The sequence below is a fragment of the Bacillus sp. AP8 genome (assembly GCF_000321185.1).
Lineage (GTDB): Bacteria > Bacillota > Bacilli > Bacillales > DSM-1321 > Bacillus_AD > Bacillus_AD massilioanorexius.
Genome location: NZ_CAPG01000065.1, coordinates 43,356 through 62,777 on the forward strand (window position 1 = coordinate 43,356; position 19,422 = coordinate 62,777).

At 34.0% G+C, this 19,422-nt stretch carries 16 protein-coding genes and 3 pseudogenes; 7 read left to right on the forward strand and 12 right to left on the reverse strand.

Annotation, left to right across the window (positions count from 1 at the left end; genetic code table 11):
• Nucleotides 1-8: 8 nt before the first annotated feature.
• The 7 genes from BN349_RS15925 to BN349_RS15960 form a co-directional block, all read right to left on the reverse strand.
• Nucleotides 9-719 carry a GntR family transcriptional regulator gene (locus BN349_RS15925; protein ID WP_019243330.1) on the reverse strand — a complete coding sequence of 237 codons (711 nt, stop codon included), beginning with the start codon at nucleotides 717-719 and terminating at the stop codon, nucleotides 9-11.
• Nucleotides 720-1,053: 334 nt separating this feature from the next.
• A complete protein-coding gene (locus BN349_RS15930; RefSeq protein WP_019243331.1) occupies nucleotides 1,054-2,358 on the reverse strand; it encodes a PTS sugar transporter subunit IIC in 1,305 nt (434 codons plus the stop codon).
• Between the two features lie 117 nt (nucleotides 2,359-2,475).
• Nucleotides 2,476-3,885 (reverse strand): glycoside hydrolase family 1 protein, encoded by a 1,410-nt coding sequence (locus BN349_RS15935; RefSeq protein ID WP_019243332.1) that lies wholly within the window; start codon nucleotides 3,883-3,885, stop codon nucleotides 2,476-2,478.
• Nucleotides 3,886-3,904: 19 nt separating this feature from the next.
• Nucleotides 3,905-4,210 (reverse strand): PTS sugar transporter subunit IIB, encoded by a 306-nt coding sequence (locus tag BN349_RS15940; protein ID WP_019243333.1) that lies wholly within the window; start codon nucleotides 4,208-4,210, stop codon nucleotides 3,905-3,907.
• On the reverse strand, nucleotides 4,210-4,563 hold the full coding sequence (locus BN349_RS15945) for a PTS lactose/cellobiose transporter subunit IIA (protein WP_019243334.1): 354 nt from the start codon (nucleotides 4,561-4,563) through the stop codon (nucleotides 4,210-4,212). Before BN349_RS15945 ends, BN349_RS15940 begins: the two co-directional genes overlap by 1 nt.
• Before the next feature lie 538 nt (nucleotides 4,564-5,101).
• Nucleotides 5,102-5,527, reverse strand: a complete 426-nt coding sequence (locus BN349_RS15955) for a DUF4395 domain-containing protein (protein WP_019243335.1) — start codon at nucleotides 5,525-5,527, stop codon at nucleotides 5,102-5,104.
• Between the two features lie 249 nt (nucleotides 5,528-5,776).
• Nucleotides 5,777-6,244, reverse strand: coding sequence for a YbaK/EbsC family protein (locus BN349_RS15960; RefSeq protein WP_019243336.1), 468 nt, complete (start codon nucleotides 6,242-6,244; stop codon nucleotides 5,777-5,779).
• Between the two features lie 224 nt (nucleotides 6,245-6,468).
• Between BN349_RS15960 and BN349_RS15965 the strand changes: the two genes are divergently transcribed.
• Together BN349_RS15965 and BN349_RS15970 are read left to right on the forward strand one after the other, a co-directional pair.
• Complete coding sequence (locus tag BN349_RS15965; protein WP_019243337.1) at nucleotides 6,469-7,776, forward strand: alkaline phosphatase family protein; 1,308 nt, start codon at nucleotides 6,469-6,471, stop codon at nucleotides 7,774-7,776.
• Nucleotides 7,777-7,869: 93 nt separating this feature from the next.
• Entirely contained in the window at nucleotides 7,870-9,150 is a 1,281-nt protein-coding gene (locus tag BN349_RS15970) for an MFS transporter (protein ID WP_019243338.1), read from the forward strand.
• Between the two features lie 295 nt (nucleotides 9,151-9,445).
• Here the strand turns inward: BN349_RS15970 and BN349_RS24970 are convergent, their stop codons facing one another.
• Nucleotides 9,446-10,357 carry a lysozyme inhibitor LprI family protein gene (locus BN349_RS24970; RefSeq protein WP_019243339.1) on the reverse strand — a complete coding sequence of 304 codons (912 nt, stop codon included), beginning with the start codon at nucleotides 10,355-10,357 and terminating at the stop codon, nucleotides 9,446-9,448.
• Nucleotides 10,358-10,650: 293 nt separating this feature from the next.
• On the opposite strand from BN349_RS24970, the gene BN349_RS15980 reads away from it, so the two are divergent.
• The 4 genes from BN349_RS15980 to BN349_RS15995 all read left to right on the forward strand — a co-directional run bounded on the left by BN349_RS15980 (nucleotide 10,651) and on the right by BN349_RS15995 (nucleotide 13,562).
• Entirely contained in the window at nucleotides 10,651-10,983 is a 333-nt protein-coding gene (locus BN349_RS15980) for a heme oxygenase (protein WP_019243340.1), read from the forward strand.
• Between the two features lie 262 nt (nucleotides 10,984-11,245).
• Nucleotides 11,246-12,034: an amino acid ABC transporter substrate-binding protein gene (locus BN349_RS15985; RefSeq protein ID WP_019243341.1), complete on the forward strand. Its 789-nt coding sequence runs from the start codon at nucleotides 11,246-11,248 to the stop codon at nucleotides 12,032-12,034.
• A gap of 109 nt (nucleotides 12,035-12,143) precedes the next feature.
• A complete protein-coding gene (locus BN349_RS15990; RefSeq protein WP_019243342.1) occupies nucleotides 12,144-12,800 on the forward strand; it encodes an amino acid ABC transporter permease in 657 nt (218 codons plus the stop codon).
• A 15-nt stretch (nucleotides 12,801-12,815) separates the two neighbouring features.
• Nucleotides 12,816-13,562 (forward strand): amino acid ABC transporter ATP-binding protein, encoded by a 747-nt coding sequence (locus tag BN349_RS15995; protein WP_019243343.1) that lies wholly within the window; start codon nucleotides 12,816-12,818, stop codon nucleotides 13,560-13,562.
• A 71-nt stretch (nucleotides 13,563-13,633) separates the two neighbouring features.
• On the opposite strand, the gene aspD is transcribed toward BN349_RS15995, so the two are convergent.
• The 3 genes and pseudogenes from aspD to BN349_RS24100 all read right to left on the reverse strand — a co-directional run.
• The gene (gene aspD / locus BN349_RS16000; RefSeq protein WP_019243344.1) at nucleotides 13,634-15,268 is read right to left on the reverse strand and encodes an aspartate 4-decarboxylase; all 1,635 of its coding nucleotides are present in this window, start codon (nucleotides 15,266-15,268) and stop codon (nucleotides 13,634-13,636) included.
• Nucleotides 15,269-15,293: 25 nt separating this feature from the next.
• Nucleotides 15,294-16,982, reverse strand: coding sequence for an aspartate-alanine antiporter (aspT, locus tag BN349_RS16005; RefSeq protein WP_019243345.1), 1,689 nt, complete (start codon nucleotides 16,980-16,982; stop codon nucleotides 15,294-15,296).
• A gap of 223 nt (nucleotides 16,983-17,205) precedes the next feature.
• Nucleotides 17,206-17,474: pseudogene (locus tag BN349_RS24100) on the reverse strand (thioredoxin reductase); the annotation flags it as partial.
• Between BN349_RS24100 and BN349_RS24105 the strand changes: the two are divergent.
• Nucleotides 17,473-17,784 (forward strand): annotated as a pseudogene (locus tag BN349_RS24105) (iron chelate uptake ABC transporter family permease subunit); the annotation flags it as partial. The pseudogenes BN349_RS24100 and BN349_RS24105 sit on opposite strands and share 2 nt — an antisense overlap.
• A 54-nt stretch (nucleotides 17,785-17,838) precedes the next feature.
• Here the strand turns inward: BN349_RS24105 and fdhA are convergent.
• Nucleotides 17,839-19,075: pseudogene (fdhA, locus tag BN349_RS16020) on the reverse strand (formaldehyde dehydrogenase, glutathione-independent).
• Nucleotides 19,076-19,422: the final 347 nt, after the last annotated feature.

The following is a 19,422-nucleotide window of genomic DNA, read 5'->3' on the forward strand; positions in this document are numbered from 1 at the left end:
TTTGAACCTCATTGTTTATTTGTAGCTAATGTTAATAGCTTTGTTGTCTGGTAATTATATTTTTCCTTAGAAAAATCAAAAATAACACCCGTATTTAGAAAAACTGTGTTCTCACAAATTAATGTTGGATCTCCTTGCTGCAGTTGTAACAGCTCCGCATCTGATTCGTTTAATTTTTCACAATGTATCACTTTATCGGCAAAACCGATATTCAACTTTAAATCTTCCGTAATATATTTATAAATCGACCCATCACAAATTTCTTTGTTTAAATACGGAATGATTTCTTTGTTAAAATATGATTCTTCAATTACATATGGAACACCATTTAAATATCTTAAACGTTTAATATAATAAATTTTCGTATTCACTTTACATTTCATTTGATGAGCAAGACTTTCATCAGCATCTAGTAAGGACAATTCGAGTAATTCACTTTTCAATTCATCCTTAGCAAATTCATTAGTCAAGCCAATCATGTTTCTCATCGTAATACAGCCTGGCTTCGTGAATTCTCTTAAGAAGATTCCACTTCCTTGCACTTGGTAAACATAGCCATTTTCAACTAAGATTTCAATTGCTTTTCTAATTGTATTTCTACTAACATCAAACCGTCTCATTAATTCTTCTTCTGTAGGTAGCTTTGTTTGAGAAGGATATTTACCTTCTAAAATTTCCTTCTCAATCTGATCGACGACCATTTTATATTTGACTTTCATATCTATATTAATCCTTCCTTAAACTATTTCAACATAACATAAAACGCAAATGTTCTATTAAGCGGCAAGCAAACTGGAAACACTCCACACGAATTAGAGGGATTTCAAATAGTCTTTTATACACTAATTAAAATGGTAGAGAGGGCAGTCCGATTGGCGCTGAACATTAGAGCATAGTTATTCAAGATACGACTCTTTACGGCCTTTATCTTGAACAGAAATAGAGGTTTCTTTACATAAGTATATTTTATCGAAAAACTAGTGTAAAGAAACCTCTATGAGGGTCATTATATTATATTTTCATTCATATCATTTTTACTCTTAGATTGTTAAATTATACAGATGCTTTTTCTTGATCCATCGCTACTTTATCAAGCATTTTAACAAATGGATAATAAACAACAATCGCCATTGCTAGTATTGCGATTTGTAGAACAGCACCTTGCCAGCCTGATAGTAGGAAACCAGAAATAATTGGCGGTGTTGTCCAAGGAACCTGAACAGCTACAAATGGTTGAATAAATCCTAATACAATAGAGAAATATGTCATTAACGTTGCTAAAACTGGTACTAATACGAAAGGAACAATCATTAATGGATTAAAAATAATGGGTAAACCAAAAATGATTGGCTCATTGATATTAAATATCCCTGGAACAAGTGACATTTTGGATAATTGACTAACCTGTTGAGATCGAGCTACTAAAAGTGCTGCTACAATTAATCCTAATGTAATACCCGCTCCACCAAATTTAGCATAAATATCTACAAATTGAGCCGTAACGATTTTCGCGTTTTCTCCTACTTCCAACGCTTGTCCTGCATCTAAAACAGCTTGATTAGCTAAGGCATTTGACGTTAAAATTGGAGCCATAATACCCATAACGATATTTGGACCGTGTAATCCAAACCACCAGAAAATCGAAATAAGAGCCATAATAATGATGATACCTGGTAAAGTATCTGAAAGGTTTTGCATCGGGATTTGTAATACTTTGTAGATAATTTCTGTCATTGAAATTCCTTGAATCATATCTGCAAATATATATACAAGCATTGATAATAACATAATGGCAAAACCAGGAATTAATGCTGAAAAGGCATTAGAAACTCCATCTGGAACACTTTCTGGCATTTTGATTCGAATATTTTTTTGAATGAACCATGTGTAGATTGCTCCAACTGCTAGACCTACTAATATCGAAGTAATCATTCCTTGTCCACCAGTCCAAGCTTTTGGAATAACGCCTCTAACCACTTCTCCTGTTGAACTTACTACAAATGAATTACTTACAATCAAAAACGAAATGATTCCGATAATACCTGCTGGCACAGCCTCAATATTACTAGCTTTCACGTATGAGTAAGCGATTCCAAAAACAGCTATTAAAGCAATAATATCGAAAGTAGCTCCTGTTACTTGATTTAACGGTGTCATCCAGTCTTCACCGAATATATTTGCCATAATGCCATTCCAATTTTTAATTGGTAAGTTGGAAAGAAGTAAGAAAATAGAACCTATTAAAGTTAGTGGCATAGTTAGAACGAAGCCATCTTTAAGTGCCACTACTGATTTTGCATTCGAAAATTTCATAAATGCTGGCATCATTTTCTCGAATAATTTTTCTAAACGATTCATACGTACCTCCGTTGATAGCGAGAATAATCTGAGATAAGGACATCCACTAAATTTTCGATAGAAATTTAGTGGATGTACACTTAAAACATTCTGTTTAATCACTTAAACAAATAATGATTATAATTCTTGGCCTCTTGTTTCTATGATGTGTTTATACCAATGGAAAGATAGTTTTTTCTTTCTTGCTAGATTGTTTTTGTGATCTACATATATAAATCCGTATTGCTTCTTGTAGCCATTTAACCAGCTTAATAAATCAATAACTGACCATGCGTAATAACCTTTTAAATGAATACCTTCTTGAATAGCAGATTTAACAGCTTTTAAATGCTCTTCAATATACTTAATACGTGGAACATCAACGATTTCATTATCAATGATTGGATCTTCGTCGCCTAAACCATTTTCTGTGATATATAATTTCACATCACCATAACGATCTTTTAGCATTCTTAGACCATCTAAGAAACCTTCAGCTGAGATTTCCCAACCCCATTTTGTATATACCTTGTCGTCCATCATAACGGTTTTATATACTCCATCAAATGATGCGTTTCCTGGTTTACCTGTTGACTTATCACGATTTGCTTCTGTAATTTCTACCACTTCATGATTTTTCATCACTCGCTGTGGTTGGTAATAGTTAAGACCCATGAAGTCATTATATTCAGCTGTATCTTTTAATAATTGCAGTTCAGATTCCGTCCAATCAGGCGTCAATCCTTTTTCAGCTAGGGTATCTACTACATACTTTGGATACTCTCCTTTTAAGATTGGATCATAGTACCAGAACGTATCGTAGTAATTACAATGATTAGTCGCAAAAATATTTTCTTCCGAGCTATCAACACTAAATGCTGGACTAAATACATGTGTAATACCGATTTCTCCAAATTGCTTTAAACCTTTATATATTTCTACAGCTTTTGCATGTGAAACAAATACATTATGTGTTGCTTGGAAATATTTCTTTTGATCATTTATAAGGCCTGGTGGATGAGCTCCAGCAATGTAGCCTAATCTGCAAAAAACAATGGCTTCATTAAAGGTAATCCAATGCTTAACACGATCTCCGAAAGCTTTAAAACATACCTCTGCATATTTAGCAAATGCATCTACTGTACGTTTGTTAACCCAGCCTCCAGCGGCTTCTAATGTTTGCGGTAAATCCCAGTGATAAAGCGTGACAAAAGGAACAATTCCATATTTTAAGCATTCATCAATTAGATTGTTATAAAATTGAATGCCTTTTTCATTTACTTCTCCATCGCCATCTGGAATAATACGAGCCCAAGAGATTGAAAATCTGTATGACTCTAATCCCATCTCAGCCATTAATTTTACATCTTCTTTATATCTATGGTAGTGATCTACTGCAACATCACCATTTGTGTTTTCAAATGTTTTACCAGGAATTTTTGAAAACACATCCCAGTTAGTTTCGCCTTTTCCGTCTACATTCCAGGCACCTTCTACTTGATAAGATGCCGATGCAGCACCAAACAAGAAATCCTTTGGAAACTTCATGTTATACCTCCTAAACCAATTACTTGGCTAATTTTAATGCATGTTCTAAAACATTAGCTCCATTCATCATGCCATAATCTATTGTGTTAATTACTTCAACCGGTACTCCCTTTGGTGCGCATACACCTTGAGCTTTAGCAAGAAGGAATTTCACTTGAGGCCCTAATAGTGCGACATCAATCGAATCAACAATTTGTTCTAATTCTGATTCAGGGTAAGCATTAATTTCCACTTCTAATCCTTTAGTTTCTGCTGCTTGTTTCATTTTAGTAACGAGCATACTTGTTGACATACCTGCTGAACAAAATAATCCGATTTTAGTCATTATAGATTTCCTCCTACCTTCTCTTTTAATGTATTAATCTCTTTTTGCATTGAAACTAAATTACCTAATAATTCTTTTACTAAAATAGCATTCATCAAATGATCTTGAGCATGAATCATTAAAATTCCAATTTCTGCTTTATTGCCATTTGCTTCTTCTGTAATTAAACTTGTTTGAACTTTATGAGCTTCGTTTAATGATGCCTCACCTTGTTTTATAAGTGCTTCTGCTTCTTCATATTTATGTTCTTGAACTAGGTTTATTGCTTGGTAAAAACTTGATTTAGCATCTCCAGCTCCAGCAATCAAACCAAAAATTTTCATCGATAATTCTTCTTGTGTTGCAACTGACATCTATTTCACCCTCCGATTTATAATAATATATTAAATTCATTGGTATCAATTCGTCGGTACGAATTGAGTATATACCATCATTTTGTAGCTGTAAACGGTTTCTTATAAAATTATTTCAAAATAATTTATAAGCATTGTTAAAAATAATACGGTTACATCATTTCCCAGCGAAAATACAGACGAATAATATCGATTCCAATAACTTATTACTCTTATTTTTGTTACGCTATTTTTACATTAATAGAAATAAATAGACGGAAAGTAAAAAGATTGGAGCCATAGCCAAAAATAAAAATAAATAAAGGCATTTCTTTACCTCCTAGAGCAGAATTCAACTCAGCCTGTATTTAATGGCAACAAAGTATGCGAAAACAGCCTTTCTTTAAAGCAAAAGGCAGCTTCAAAAGTGATTGTTAATCACTTTTGAAGCTGCCTCTACAGTCCATTTTTGCTATTAAGTATTGTGCTGAATCTTTCATTTAGCTATTTCATAGATATTTGAGATTGTAATAGTTAAAACGTATAGAGCGCATATCTTTTATCTTATCGATCTTCGGTAACGATATTGTTTCCACTGAAAACGAATAAAACATCCAACACAAAAGCCCAATATAGCACCTATATTAGCTAGCGCACACATAATAATAAAAATGTAATATACAATTAGTAGACCTAAGTAAAAGAATACAAGCGCTAAAAATAACATAATGAATGCAAGTAAACTATTAAAAGCAAGTTGATCTCGATCTTCCATAATATAAGTTCGATTTTTTCTTAAAAAATGTTTTCCGATAAAAATAATCGGATTTTTACCAAAAAAAGCTCCTAATCCAAAATATAACAGAGGTATTACGATTAATAATGGTTGTTGTGTATATAAAGCAAATAAAATAATAAAGACTGTTATCCAATTTGATACTCTCACTAGTGGCTGTGGAACTATTAGTGTAGTATGATTTCCCATAAAGATTCTCCTTACTATATAATTCTTAGTATTATTATATGAATTGTCTGTTATTATGATAACATTAAACACTTTATTTCGAAAAGTCAAACTTTTTAATCTAAATAAAAAAGCAGACAGGAGATATAAAATCGCCGTCTGCTTTTTATTAATAAGATTTATTTAACACTATCATGTCATTTATGGCTATAGAAATGTACGAAATCCATCAATGCAATGAAGCAAAACCTATTATTTTAAAGATATTTTTTATCGAGCTTTACAAACATCTACCCATTTTTCTGCTTTTGAATAGGTTTCTATCTCATCACATGTTAATTCAATAGCAGAATTGCTGCTCCCGCATGCTGGAAATAAAGTATCAAATCTTTTCATCGATTCATCTAAATAAACTTTTAATGTTTTTTTCAAACCAAAAGGACAAACTCCACCAATTGCATGTCCTGTTTCTTCCAACACTTCTTCTGGGGATAGCATTTTTGCTTTATAGCCAAACTCTGATTTGAATTTTTTATTATCAATTTTAACATCGCCCGCTGCTACCACTAAAATAGCTCCTTCCCCATCTTTAAAGGAAAGAGTTTTCGCTATACGAGCTGGAATTACGTTTAGAGCTTCTGCAGCAAGTTCAACCGTAGCACTTGATTGATTGAATTCTAATATTTTATCTTCTAGGTTCAAATTATGGAAATGTTGCCTAACTTGATCAATAGCCATCTATGTACTCTCCTTGTTTAATTTTCTGAATTTTATATATTTTATCCATCATTATAGTACAAGTTGATTCATGAATAAAATGTTTTTACACTTTTAAGCTATTTTTGCTATATAAAAATAAAGTGTTTCCCAAAGTATAAGAAGACAAACTCTCTTATTCCATCATTGTAAATGTTTGTTATACTTGGAATATATGGTATTGAAATTTAACAAAGGTGGTCATTATGAATAAGCTCACAGAACATTTAATTGTTATCTCTTTTGATTGTCTATCCGCTTTAGATTTACCAGTACTTAAGACACTACCTCATTTCAAAGAATTTCTAAAAAAGAGTACATACTGTGATAATGTTGAAACGATTTATCCATCTGTTACCTATCCATGTCATGCCACAATAGTTACTGGTAATTTTCCAAATAGACACGGAATCATCAATAATACATTTATCCAACCTGGAATAGAATCTCCTGATTGGTATTGGCATCGCAAGCATGTTAAAGGTACAACTCTGTATGATGAAGCTAAAAAAGCCGGTATGAAGACAGCTGCTTTATTATGGCCTGTTACAGCAAAAGCCAAAATCGATTACAACATGCCAGAAATTTTTGCAAATCGTCCATGGCATAATCAAATAGCCGTCTCTTTTTTTAACGGAAGTCCTTTATATCAATTAGATATGAACAAACGCTTTGGACATATTCGAAATGGACTTAATCAACCTGAATTAGATGATTTTGTATTAGAATCTACTGTACAAACGATTAAAACGAGAAAACCACATTTGATGCTTATCCATTTCACAGATTTAGATACCATGCGACACTATCATGGCTTTTCTTCAAATGAAGCTCAGGAAGCATTACGTAGGCATGATTATCGACTTGGTAGAATTATCGAATCACTAAAGGATAGTGGTATTTATGAAAATTCAACTATTATCGCTTTAGGAGATCATAGTGCACTCGATGAATCCAAAGCCGTAAAATTAAATGTCTTATTTAAAGAACAAGGACTCATTACAACAAATAATTATGGAAAAATTAAAGATTGGAAGGCTTACTGCAAGAGCTGTGATGGTTCGGCTTATGTGTATATTAAGAATCAAAATGATACAGAAACCAAAAATAAGATCAATCTCCTATTAAATCAATTAGTTCAAGATGCTGAAAATGGCATCGAAAAAATATTAACAAATGAAGAAGCTGTCAAAAAAGGTGCGGATGGACAATGTCTCTATATGATTGAGGCTCATAAAGGATATTACTTCAAAGAGTTTCATGAGGGAAATTATATCGATACTATTACAAGAGAAGATGTACTATCAAAACGATATACCATTGCCTCACATGGATATTCACCCGAAAAGGATCATTATAAAACAATCTTTATGGCGTCAGGTAAAGGTATTAAATCCGGACAACAGCTTAACTCCATGCATCTTGTCGATGAAGGGCCTACTTTTGCTCGTCTCTTAGGACTTCATCTTGGAAATACAGATGGTCGAGTATTAGAAGAAATATTAAGTATGTAAAATTATTATTAAACCTCTGAATATTATTACTTAATAAGAAATTTTTTTAATACAATACTATAAAGAGCATATACAAGGGGGGAGTCTAGATTTATGAAGAAATATACTAAACAGGAAAATAGTTGGGTTCTTTATGATTGGGCGAATTCTGCCTATTCCATTATCATAACAACGGCTGTTTTTCCTCTTTATTATAAGGCATCTGCAACTGAAGCAGGAATCACAGCTGCAAAATCGACTGCTTACTTAGGTTATACCATTGCTATTGCTACCTTTATTTTGGCTATGCTTGGTCCTATCCTAGGTACGATTGCAGACTATCGGAGTTATAAGAAAAAGTTTTTTACATTTTTCTTTGTTTTAGGTATTGCTTCTACGGCTTTACTTGCCATTATACCGAGTGATCTTTGGTTTTTACTATTAATCTGCTATACGATTACTGCTATTGGATTTGCTGGTTCAAATGTATTTTACGATGCATTTCTTGTCGATGTTTCTTCCGTCAGCCGAATGAATAAAGTATCCGCACGTGGTTTTAGTTCGGGCTATATCGGTAGTACAATTCCATTTATTATTTGTATCATTCTCATCTTATTAGCTCAAAGCGAAGTAATACCTATTTCCGTAACTATAGCCAGTCAAATATCCTTTCTTATAACTGCAATTTGGTGGGGAATCTTTACTATTCCAATGCTAAGGAACGTACAACAAGAATACTATATTGAACGTGAACCTAAACCAATTGTCAACAGCTTTAAGCGACTTGGCGTTACGTTTAAAAATATTCGTACTCACCGAACACTCTTTTTATTTTTACTGGCTTACTTCTTTTACATCGACGGTGTTGGTACTATTATCACGATGTCAACTGCTTATGGATCTGATTTAGGAATCAGCTCTACCAATCTTCTCATTATCTTATTTGCTACCCAAGTTGTAGCAGCTCCTTTCGCTATCTTATATGGAAAATTGGCAGAGAAATTCACCGGAAAAATCATGCTATATGTCGGAATATGCATTTATATTATTGTTTGTATTTACGCCTTTTTCATGAAAACGGTTGTAGATTTTTGGATATTAGCTATGCTTGTAGCAACCTCTCAAGGAGGAATTCAAGCATTAAGTCGATCCTATTTTGCTAAGCTTGTACCAAAAGAAAAATCAAACGAGTTTTTTGGCTTTTATAATATTTTCGGCAAATTCGCATCCATTATGGGACCACTATTAGTAGCTGTGACTTCACAGCTAACTGGAAATTCTGCTTATGGTGTGTTTAGTTTAGTTGTTTTATTCATCATTGGAATTATTATTTTATATTTTGTTCCTGAACCGAAAGCAGAAGTATCGTTGAATCCTGAAACAAGTGCTTACTAATTACAAATTAAAAGAGAGGGCGTCCAAAAAGTGATGTTTTATCGTTTTTTGGACGCCCTTACGCTTTATAAATTGTTTTTTATAATTAGATTATACTTCCTAAAAAAGCTGTTCTTACACGCTTTGTCATATGTTTATTTTTTACATATTCATTAAGAAACAAAGAAGATAAAAGTGGAATTAAAAGGGAAGAGCTCAACTGAAAAAGCTGACTTGCACTAACTTCTTTAAAAATACAGCATTGAGCACTAATAACTCTCCAAAATATAGAAAGCTATTTCTAAGTCAGCATCATTTATTTCATATAAATTTCTACTAATTCATAGCATCTTTCTTTTGTTGTTTTCGTTAAAGAATTGAGAAATTCTACTTCGTAAAGGGTTCCTCCTTGATAACTTGATGCATCTTTTTTGGCTTTGTTATCTCTATTCGTAATCCAATCAAGCTGCTGTTCACGAACATCGCTCATAACATTTGACGATAGTTGTTGCTTTAATACACCATATATTTCATTTAAAGTATCATCCCACATTTTATAAGAGTCTGCTGCTACCTTCTCCATTTCAACTGTTGTACTAGCCTTTTTATTATTTAATTTTGCTACTTCTTTCTCTATCTGACTCATTTTTAAGATATATTCACTTTTTTTACTATTTTGCTCTTGCTTCTTTGCATATTGTTCACTTTTAATATCTATTAAATTCTTTAAATTCTTGATTTCATCTTCAAGCAATTTTTGGTTATTCCCTAATCTTTCATCTGCTAACAACTTATTCATAGCTTGTTCAGCTTCATTATACTTTTTCTCTTCGATTAAATTGCTTATTATATCAATCTTAGATTTCATCTCTAATTCCTGTTGCACTTTGTTGTTAGCTTGCTCTATATATTGTTTTGTTTCTTTTTTAATATATGGATTTAAATCTTTTTGTTTCAATAAAGCCTCTGCTGTTTTTAATGCACTCTTCCATTTTTCATTATCCATATCACTTTTTAATTGAATAAACATTTCTAGATTTCTATATGACTGTTTAACTTCTGGATTTTTAGGATCTTCATCTATTGCTAATTCTAATGATGATAAGGCTTGATCTGCATTTCCTTTTTGAAGTGCAGCATTTGCCTGATCAATTGCCTGATTAAAAGAATCGTTTACACACCCTGTTAAGAATATGCTGATTAATAGTATAATCATTAAATTCTTCATATATTTCCTCCAGTCAACTTCTTCGGTTCTACGATTCATCTATTTATATCATTCAATCATCCATGAGTAATAACTTCTCACTGATGAAAGTTATAATATACAAAATTGAAATATTATACTTATTACCTAGTTTGTTCCACCTTTACTCTACCATTTTACCAAAAATCAAGTAATTGCATTATAAAAATTTTCTAAACTTTATAAGAGAATTTTTTTAAAAAAGAAAGTATAATAAAAATGATTAATCATACTGGACTATTGGACAGTATTCATTTATTAAAGGGGGTAACAATGTGGTAATCGTTACAAATCGAATAAGAGTGAAAAAAGGAATGGGAGCAGTCATGGCTCCAAACTTTACAGCTCCAGGTCCATTAGATTCTTTTGAAGGCTTTGTTAAGGTAGAAGTATTGTTAACTCAAAATTTGACTGATTATGATGAACTTAATGTCAACATGTATTGGGAAAATCTTGAAAGCTTTACCGCTTGGAGAAATAGTGACGTTTTTAAAGCCGCACACAAACGCCCAGAACCAAACTCAGAAGAAGCCAAAAAGGAATCTCCAATTCTAGGCAGTGAAATTATTACGTATGAAGTAGCTTCAGTCAAACATAAAGCTGAATAATATGTTTTTCAAAAGAGAGATTATTCGAGAAATCTCTCTTTTTTTTTGAGAACAATTAAACTATTTTATTTCTACTTATTGTTTTTATAGGAATAAAATAGGTTCACCGAAATATACTTGATTAAGCTTTCCATATAAGATAAGCCGTTCATTATTATCTAAATAAAATCAATTTTCTTTCTATTATCTACAGAAATATGTTATCTTAATAGTATGGTAACGTACTAAAGCATATTATTTTTATAAAAGGGGCTCTTATAAAATGAAACGTCTAGCAATTATGTTGATCTCTTTAATCGCTATTTTAACAATTGTTACGGGATGTGGATCTTCAAAAGAAAGTTCAAAAGATGGGGAAAATAAAGATACACTTGTTATTGGTGTGGATGATCAATTTGCTCCAATGGGATTCCGTGATGAAAAGAACGAGCTTGTTGGATTTGATATCGATTATGCAAAAGCAGCTGCTAAAGAAATGGGAATGAAAGCTAAATTTCAACCAATTGATTGGAGCGCTAAAGAATCTGAATTGAGCAGTGGCCGCATTGATTTAATTTGGAACGGATATACCATTACTGACGAACGTAAAGGAAAAGTCCTTTTCACAAATCCATATTTAGCAAATGCTCAAGTAGTCGTAACATTGAAAGATTCAAAAATAACAGATTTAGCAGGGTTAGCAGGTAAGCAAGTTGGAATCCAATCCCAATCATCAGCAGCCGAAGCTTTAGATAGTAACCCTATTAAAGATAAAATCAAAAATGTAACAGAATTCAAAAATAATGTTCTAGCACTCAGTGACCTGAAATCTGGTCGTGTAGATGCAGTAGTAATTGATGAAGTTGTTATTAAATATTATATGGCTAAAGAAAAAGATACATTTAAAATCCTTGATGAAACTCTTGCTCCAGAAGAATACGGAGTTGGTCTGAAAAAAGGAAATGAAAAACTACTAGAAAAGCTTCAAAGCGCACTTGATAAGATGAATGAAGATGGCACAGCTACTAAAATTTCTGAAGAGTGGTTTGGAGAAGATCGCGTATTAAAATAAGAAAAACTTAAATTCATAATGTATTCTTTCTTATTTGCATAAGAAATTAATAGGTCAAACAGGATTTCCAGAAGTGGAAGTTCTGTTTTCCTTTTGGAGGAATCCTTCTATGTCAGATTATTTCAGCACAATTATTAAACCCATGCTCGAAGGAGCACAAGTCACTATACTTTTATTTCTCATAGCTATTGTTTTGTCGATTCCATTAGGCTTTTTGCTTACTCTTGCTGTAAAAAGTCGTTTCAAACCAATTTCGTGGCTAGCTCAAGCATATATTTATGTGATGCGAGGCACACCGCTATTACTACAACTTCTCTTTATTTGCTTCGGATTACCGTTAATCCCTGTCATTGGGGAATATTTAGTTTTCGACCGATTTGTAGCTGCTTGTATAGGATTTGTTTTAAATTATGCTGCCTACTTTGCTGAAATTTTCCGCGGAGGTCTTTTAGCTATCGATAAGGGACAGTATGAGGCGGCTCAAGTTCTTGGATTAAACAAATGGCAAACGACAACTCGGATTGTTCTTCCTCAGATGTTCCGGGTCGCATTGCCAGCGCTATCTAATGAATCTATTACACTAGTAAAGGATACAGCACTACTATATGCTGTTGCCGTACCTGAATTGTTACATTTTGCTCAAACAGCTGTAAACCGAGACTTTACGATTGTACCATTTTTCTACGCTGGTATTATTTATTTACTCATTACTCTCGTCTTAACACTGCTGTTTAAATGGCTCGAAAAAAGATTTAAATTTGAGTAAGAAGGAGTCAACACTATGGCTATTATTGAAATAACTAATCTCAAAAAATCCTACGACCAACTAGAAGTTCTTAAAGGGATTACATTTAATGTAAATAAAAATGATGTAGTGGCTATAATCGGTCCATCTGGCTCAGGAAAAAGTACAATGCTGCGTAGTCTAGTGCATCTCGAAGAAATCAATGATGGCACAATTTCGGTATCAGGTGACTATCTAGTAAAAAATGGAGTATATTCAAAATCACAAGATGTTAAGAGAATTACATCTAAAATGGGAATGGTTTTTCAGCACTTCAATCTTTTTCCACATTTGACAGTGGAAGAAAATTTAGAAATAGCTCCTAAAATGCTAAAAAAAGAACCTATTGCAGCCATTAAGCAACGCAGTAAAAATTTATTAGAGAAAATTGGTTTAACTGATCGAGCTAAAGCCTATCCATCAAAGCTTTCAGGTGGCCAAAAGCAGCGAGTGGCCATTGCAAGAGCTCTAATGATGAATCCAGAAATACTTTTATTCGATGAACCTACTTCTGCTTTAGATCCGGAATTAACAGGAGAAGTTCTTCAAGTTATGAAAGATTTGGCGGAAGAGCATATGACCATGGTCGTTGTAACGCATGAGATGAGTTTTGCACAAGAAGTGGCCAACCATGTTTTATTCATGGATAACGGAGAAATTATTGAATCGGGGCACCCTTCTGAACTATTCATTAATCCCAAACATGATCGAACCAAAGCCTTTTTAAATCGAAGTTTAAAATAGAATCCAAAAGTAAGCTATGTCAAAGGAGCGATACATCCTCTTTGACATAGCTTTTTTCATAAGAACCTCATTTACAATTGAGAAGCACGCCAATCTCCTGCATATTCCTCGAATAATTGATTGAACGCTTTACCGATTTCCTCATATTGCTCATTTTTTAGATTTGCAAGTGATACTCGAATAGACCATGACGGGCCTTCAAAGCCACTTCCATTTAATAAAACGATACTATATCTTTCAGCTAATTCAAATAAAAATTCAATAGCATTTCGTTCATTCTTTAAGTATTCAACAAACTCTTCTCCGTATCGTAATTTCGCCCAGACTAATAAATCATACTCATTATAATAAGCCGTGCTATATGGATCATCCTTTATTGGTAGCTTAATTAAACGTTCATATAGTAATGCTTTTCGCTCTCTACATATGTACTTGGTTTGTTCCTTATACACATCTTTAGAATCTAACAATGCAAAAATTGAAAAAATCGCCATTTGAACCTGCTGAGGAGTAGATAAACCTGCTGTATGATTTAATGCCACTTGTCGACTATCAGCTACAATACGATCAATAAACGGGATTTTCTCTGGTTCAGTCGTTAAAGATGAATATCGCTCCATAATTTTTTCTTTAGCTTCCCGAGGAAGTTCTTTAATTAAATCATTAAAAACATTTTCTTTCGCGAGAGCAATAACTCCCAATCTCCAGCCTGTTACCCCAAAGTATTTTGAAAATGAATATACTCCTAATGTGTTATAAGACATTGTTATCATTAATGATTTAAAACGATCTGCAAATGTTCCATACACATCATCCGTAATAATCATCGCTTTCGGATTCTTCTCTTCTATTACCTTTTTAAAATAATTCATCGATTCCTCATCCATTGCAACCGAAGGAGGATTGCTAGGATTTACAACACATATGACTTTTACACTTGGATCAGCTAGCTTATCTAATTCTTCTTTCGGATATTGCCACGTATGCCTCCCTTCATGATTAACTGCAGATGCGTGTACTTCTACAACGTCAAAACTGTATCTAGGAAGCCTTGGAATATCAATATAAGGAGTAAAAATAGGCACCATTAATGCTAGCTTATCTCCTTTATTCATCAGACGGTTAGCCATGAGTGAATCAAAAATATAACACATCGCAGCTGTTCCACCTTCAACAGCAAATAAGTCATGTGTAGCAGTTTTTGGATCTCCCCCCATCTCCTTAATCACATACTCTTTCACTACTTTTTCTATTTGCACTAGCATTCGATCAGGAACAGGATAATTATCTCCTATTATTCCATCTACCAATTCGAATACCCAGCTATCTGGATCAAATTTATGATGTTGAATTCCGTATTCAATAATGTTATTTAATAACTCTATTCCATCTGCTTCCTTATGTGCATGATAGTATTGCTTAAAGCGCTCATATATACCAGGTTTTTCAGGCATGCCTGCTAGGTCACCATCGCTCCACATATGTTTTGTTTCAGAGACAGCAAAATGCCCTAGTGTAAAAAATGCTTGTCTAGGAGTTGCCGCTGTCCAGTTTGGATTACCTCTACCGGCATTTAATAAAACTCTTACTCCTTTCTTTTCTGACTGTTTAGCCATACTAATAAGCTCATCTTTTAATTCGAATGGGCTCAGTTTTTGGACCCTCTCGATTAACTCTTTTCGTTTACGCTCTTTATCTAAATTCATAGCTAGTGTCCTTTCTTTTCAGGTGTTATTTAGAAAAAAATAATATAATGATGGAACCCCATACAGTTAATAAAATATTGCCAACTGCATATGTCACCGTATAGCCTAAAACAGGTGCATTACTTTTTGCTTTCTCGGTAATAGCACCGATGGCAGCCGTCGTTGTTAATGCCCCTGCACACGCTCCTAAAATAATGGGAGCCTTCCATTTAAATACATATTTTCCTAATAGAATTCCTGCAAAAGTAGGAATCATCGTCACTACGATACCCGCTATCAAAAAACTTATTCCGGACGTTTTAATTCCCGATATAAATCCAGGTCCAGCATTTATTCCAACTACTGCTACAAAAGACGCAAGACCCACATTTGTTAAAAACCAAATCGTTCCCTCTGGAATACGACCAATCGTGGGTCTACGTGAATGGATTAATCCAAAAATCAATCCCATAATCAATGCTCCACCACTCGTCGATAAAGTAATGCCTACTCCAGCAATTGTTAGAGCTGGAATGCCTATTAATCCTCCTAATAAAATTCCTAATCCTACAAAAATCATATCTGTTTCTGATGAATCACGAGCTGGCTTTCCAATCTTATAAGCTATCTTTTCTACTTCTTCTTTTGGACCTGTCAAAGTAACAACGTCTTTTTTATGAATAACCGTATCGTGATCATACGGTACCTCCTCACCTGTTGCCTGCAGCTTAGAAATGTATACTCCACGTGTTAGCGTTTTATCGCGAATTGCACCAATCGTTTGATTAATTACTTTATCACTTTTCACATAAACCTTAAGTCTTTCAATTGGGAAATTTAATAAGCGAAAATCAGATATTTCTTGACCTAATTCTAATAGATCCACTTTGTTTAACTCTTCTGTTTTAAAAGAAAAAACCACTCGATCATCATCTTGGACAACAGTATTTTCATCAGGAGTAATCATTTCATCATTCCTTCTTATCCGAAGAATAAATGCTCGAATATTACAACAAGCGACATCTTTTTCAATTTCCTCTACTGTTTTGCCAATAAATTTATCATTTAATACATAAGCACGATAGTCTAAATCTGATGCTCCTGAAAATACACCATGTCCTTCCTCTACTTCATTCTGATTACTTTCAAGCTTTTTACTTTCTTCCTCTAAATCTACTCCTAATATTTTTGGCCCTATTGATGATAGAATAAAAGCTGTTCCAATCGTTCCAAAAATATAAGTAACCGCATAGCCAACTGGAACGAAATCGGACATAGATTTCTTATCCGCAGCTGAAAGTGTCAATTTTGAAATAGCATCTTGAGCCACTCCAATCGTTGCGGATTGTGTTAATGCTCCTGCAGCTAACCCACCAGCTTGTCCGGCATTATAACCAAGTATTTTTGCCACAATGATAGTTGCAGCAAGGCCTATGACGCATACAATGATTGAAAATAAAACTTGAGGAAGACCATCTTTTTTCAGTCCTTTAAAAAACTGTGGTCCGGCATTATAGCCTAATGCGAATAAAAACAATAAGAAAAATACAGCCTTTACGGTTGGATTAATCGTAATATTTAATTGACCAATTACAACACCTGTAATTAATACACCTGTCACAGAACCAACTTTAAATTTACCAATTTGAATCTTTCCCACCGCATAACCAATCGCAAGGGTAAGAAAAAAGGCTAGTTCCGGATAATCCTTCAAAGCATTAATAAACCATGTCACTTTTTTCACCTCATGTAAGTAGATTAATGAACCAGTCCGGCTTATTTTTTCCGAATGTTTACATATTATCCACCTAATGCCGCGAAATTATTTCACAATATTATTTTCCATAAAAACTAAGAAGTTCGTATTTAAAAAGCCCTATTCCATCAAAATATGGAATAAGGCTCCTTTTATCTATTTTTTATTTCGTTAATAGTCTTACAATCTCACGGTTTCTCTCTTAAAAAAGTGTATGAGAGGAAACCATACCACCGTTTGTAGCATCTGGCTCTATATATCTTTTGGCTTTATTCACAGCATTAGCTGCATCTTGATATCTCCCGCTGTATACAATCCTGCTACAGAAGATTCACTTGTGGCATTTCCTGCAATATAATAGTCATCTATCATATCAATTTTTAGATTACTATTTTGAAGTAGTGAAGTATCTCGATCATAACCATGATTAATAACTACTTCATCAATAGAAATATCATTCAATTCACCTGTAGGTGTTGGTGTGTCAATCGAAAAAGAACGCATTGTGTTGTTATTAACTGCTGTCGCATTAGCTGCTTCTGCTGTTTCTGTTACAGGAGGCATCGCCTTTGTTGGATTGGTAGCTCCACATATTGCAAAAGCACTCGTTGGACCTCGTAACCAATTATTTCTACCTGTTGCCATTTTAATTGGCGGTGAACTTTTGCTAATAGCTGATACAATTGGTCGAAATATACTTGATTCTGATGGAATTCCAGCGGGGATAATGGTAGCTCTAATAGGAGCCCCATACTTTATGTATTTATTATTTAAAAAATAAATGTAGCTCTCTTGATGATTTCTTCTTCAAGAGAGCTTATTTAATGAGAATCTCTTATTTCACAAGGCCATGTGGATCAATAACATATTTTCTTGCAGCTCCTTGATCAAAATCCTGATATCCTTTTGGGGACTCATCTAAAGAAATGACCGTTGCGTTAACAGCTTTTGCAATTTGAGCTCTTCCGCTTAAAATAGCTGCCATTAAATCACGATGATATTTCATAACAGGTGTTTGTCCAGTTACAAATGTATGAGCTTTTGCCCAACCTAAGCCAAGACGAATTTTTAACGTTCCAATTTTCGCATCTTCGTCAATTCCACCTGGATCTCCTGTTACATATAATCCTGGAATACCTAGTCTACCTCCTGCACGTGTCACCTGCATAATAGAATTTAAGACTGTCGCTGGCGCTTCAATAGCATTGGCTCCATGCCCAGAGGCTTCAAAGCCTACACAATCTACCGCGCAATCTACTTCAGGTGCTCCTAATATTTGATCAATTTGCTCCCCTAAATCTGGATGATTGCGAAGATTCACCGTTTCACATCCAAAGCTTTTCGCTTGTGCAAGTCTTTCTTCATTTAAATCACCAACAATCACGACAGCGGCTCCTAATAATTGTGCTGAATGAGCCGCTGCTAGTCCAACTGGACCCGCACCTGCAATATATACTGTTGATCCTGGTTTAACTCCTGCACTTACTGCACCATGATAGCCAGTTGGGAATATATCAGAAAGCATCGTTAAATCTCTTATTTTCTCCATAGCTTGATCTTTATCTGGAAATTTTAATAGTTGGAAATCTGCATAAGGAACCATTACATATTCAGATTGACCGCCAACCCATCCTCCCATATCGACATAACCATATGCTGAACCAGGACGATCTGGGTTTACGTTTTCACAAATATGAGTATTTCGTTCTTTACAACTACGGCACCGACCACAGGCAATATTAAACGGCACTGATACTAAATCACCTTTTTTAATAAATTCTACATCACTTCCTACTTCAATAACTTCCCCTGTTATTTCATGTCCAAGTACTAAACCTGTTGGAGCTGTAGTTCTTCCTCTCACCATATGTTGATCGCTTCCACATATATTCGTTGTCACCACTTTTAAGATTACTCCATGATCGCATTTACGCCCTACATTAAGTGGATTTACACCCGGTCCGTCTCTTAAAATTAAATCTGGAAAGCCAATATCCTGAACCTCTACCTTCCCTGGCCCCATATAAGCTACTGCTCTATTTCCTACCACTTGCCATTCCTCCCCTTTTCATATAATTGTTGCAATCTATTCATATGCATAATTTGTCCTATTCATGACAAATAAAAAAACTTGTAGCCAACTTTTTTAATAAGAGATTGTTCTACAAGTTTTTCTGCATATAAACACTCTGAAATATAGACTATACTTCCTTCGGTCTCTTTTCTAGTAACGTAACCACGAATACCAGGAAAAAATTATCGATGATACATACCCGAACATGTCCATTAATGTAACTAGATTCATCGCTTGCTAAAAGTAATATGGCAGCCACAATTTCTTGAGGCTTGCGCTCGTCTAGATGACAAGTGGTATTTTCGACAAAAGTTGATTAACAAAAGGTTTTTATGAAAAAGTGAA

Coding starts and splice junctions, on each gene's coding strand:
- BN349_RS15965 (WP_019243337.1), top strand. CDS start 6,469: ATGAATAAGCTCACAGAACATTTAATTGTTATCTCTTTTGATTGTCTA.
- BN349_RS15985 (WP_019243341.1), top strand. CDS start 11,246: ATGAAACGTCTAGCAATTATGTTGATCTCTTTAATCGCTATTTTAACA.
- BN349_RS15945 (WP_019243334.1), bottom strand. CDS start 4,563: ATGTCAGTTGCAACACAAGAAGAATTATCGATGAAAATTTTTGGTTTG.
- BN349_RS15930 (WP_019243331.1), bottom strand. CDS start 2,358: ATGAATCGTTTAGAAAAATTATTCGAGAAAATGATGCCAGCATTTATG.
- BN349_RS15935 (WP_019243332.1), bottom strand. CDS start 3,885: ATGAAGTTTCCAAAGGATTTCTTGTTTGGTGCTGCATCGGCATCTTAT.
- BN349_RS15970 (WP_019243338.1), top strand. CDS start 7,870: ATGAAGAAATATACTAAACAGGAAAATAGTTGGGTTCTTTATGATTGG.
- BN349_RS24970 (WP_019243339.1), bottom strand. CDS start 10,357: ATGAAGAATTTAATGATTATACTATTAATCAGCATATTCTTAACAGGG.
- BN349_RS15995 (WP_019243343.1), top strand. CDS start 12,816: ATGGCTATTATTGAAATAACTAATCTCAAAAAATCCTACGACCAACTA.
- BN349_RS15960 (WP_019243336.1), bottom strand. CDS start 6,244: ATGGCTATTGATCAAGTTAGGCAACATTTCCATAATTTGAACCTAGAA.
- BN349_RS15925 (WP_019243330.1), bottom strand. CDS start 719: ATGAAAGTCAAATATAAAATGGTCGTCGATCAGATTGAGAAGGAAATT.
- BN349_RS15940 (WP_019243333.1), bottom strand. CDS start 4,210: ATGACTAAAATCGGATTATTTTGTTCAGCAGGTATGTCAACAAGTATG.
- BN349_RS15955 (WP_019243335.1), bottom strand. CDS start 5,527: ATGGGAAATCATACTACACTAATAGTTCCACAGCCACTAGTGAGAGTA.
- BN349_RS15990 (WP_019243342.1), top strand. CDS start 12,144: ATGTCAGATTATTTCAGCACAATTATTAAACCCATGCTCGAAGGAGCA.
- aspD (WP_019243344.1), bottom strand. CDS start 15,268: ATGAATTTAGATAAAGAGCGTAAACGAAAAGAGTTAATCGAGAGGGTC.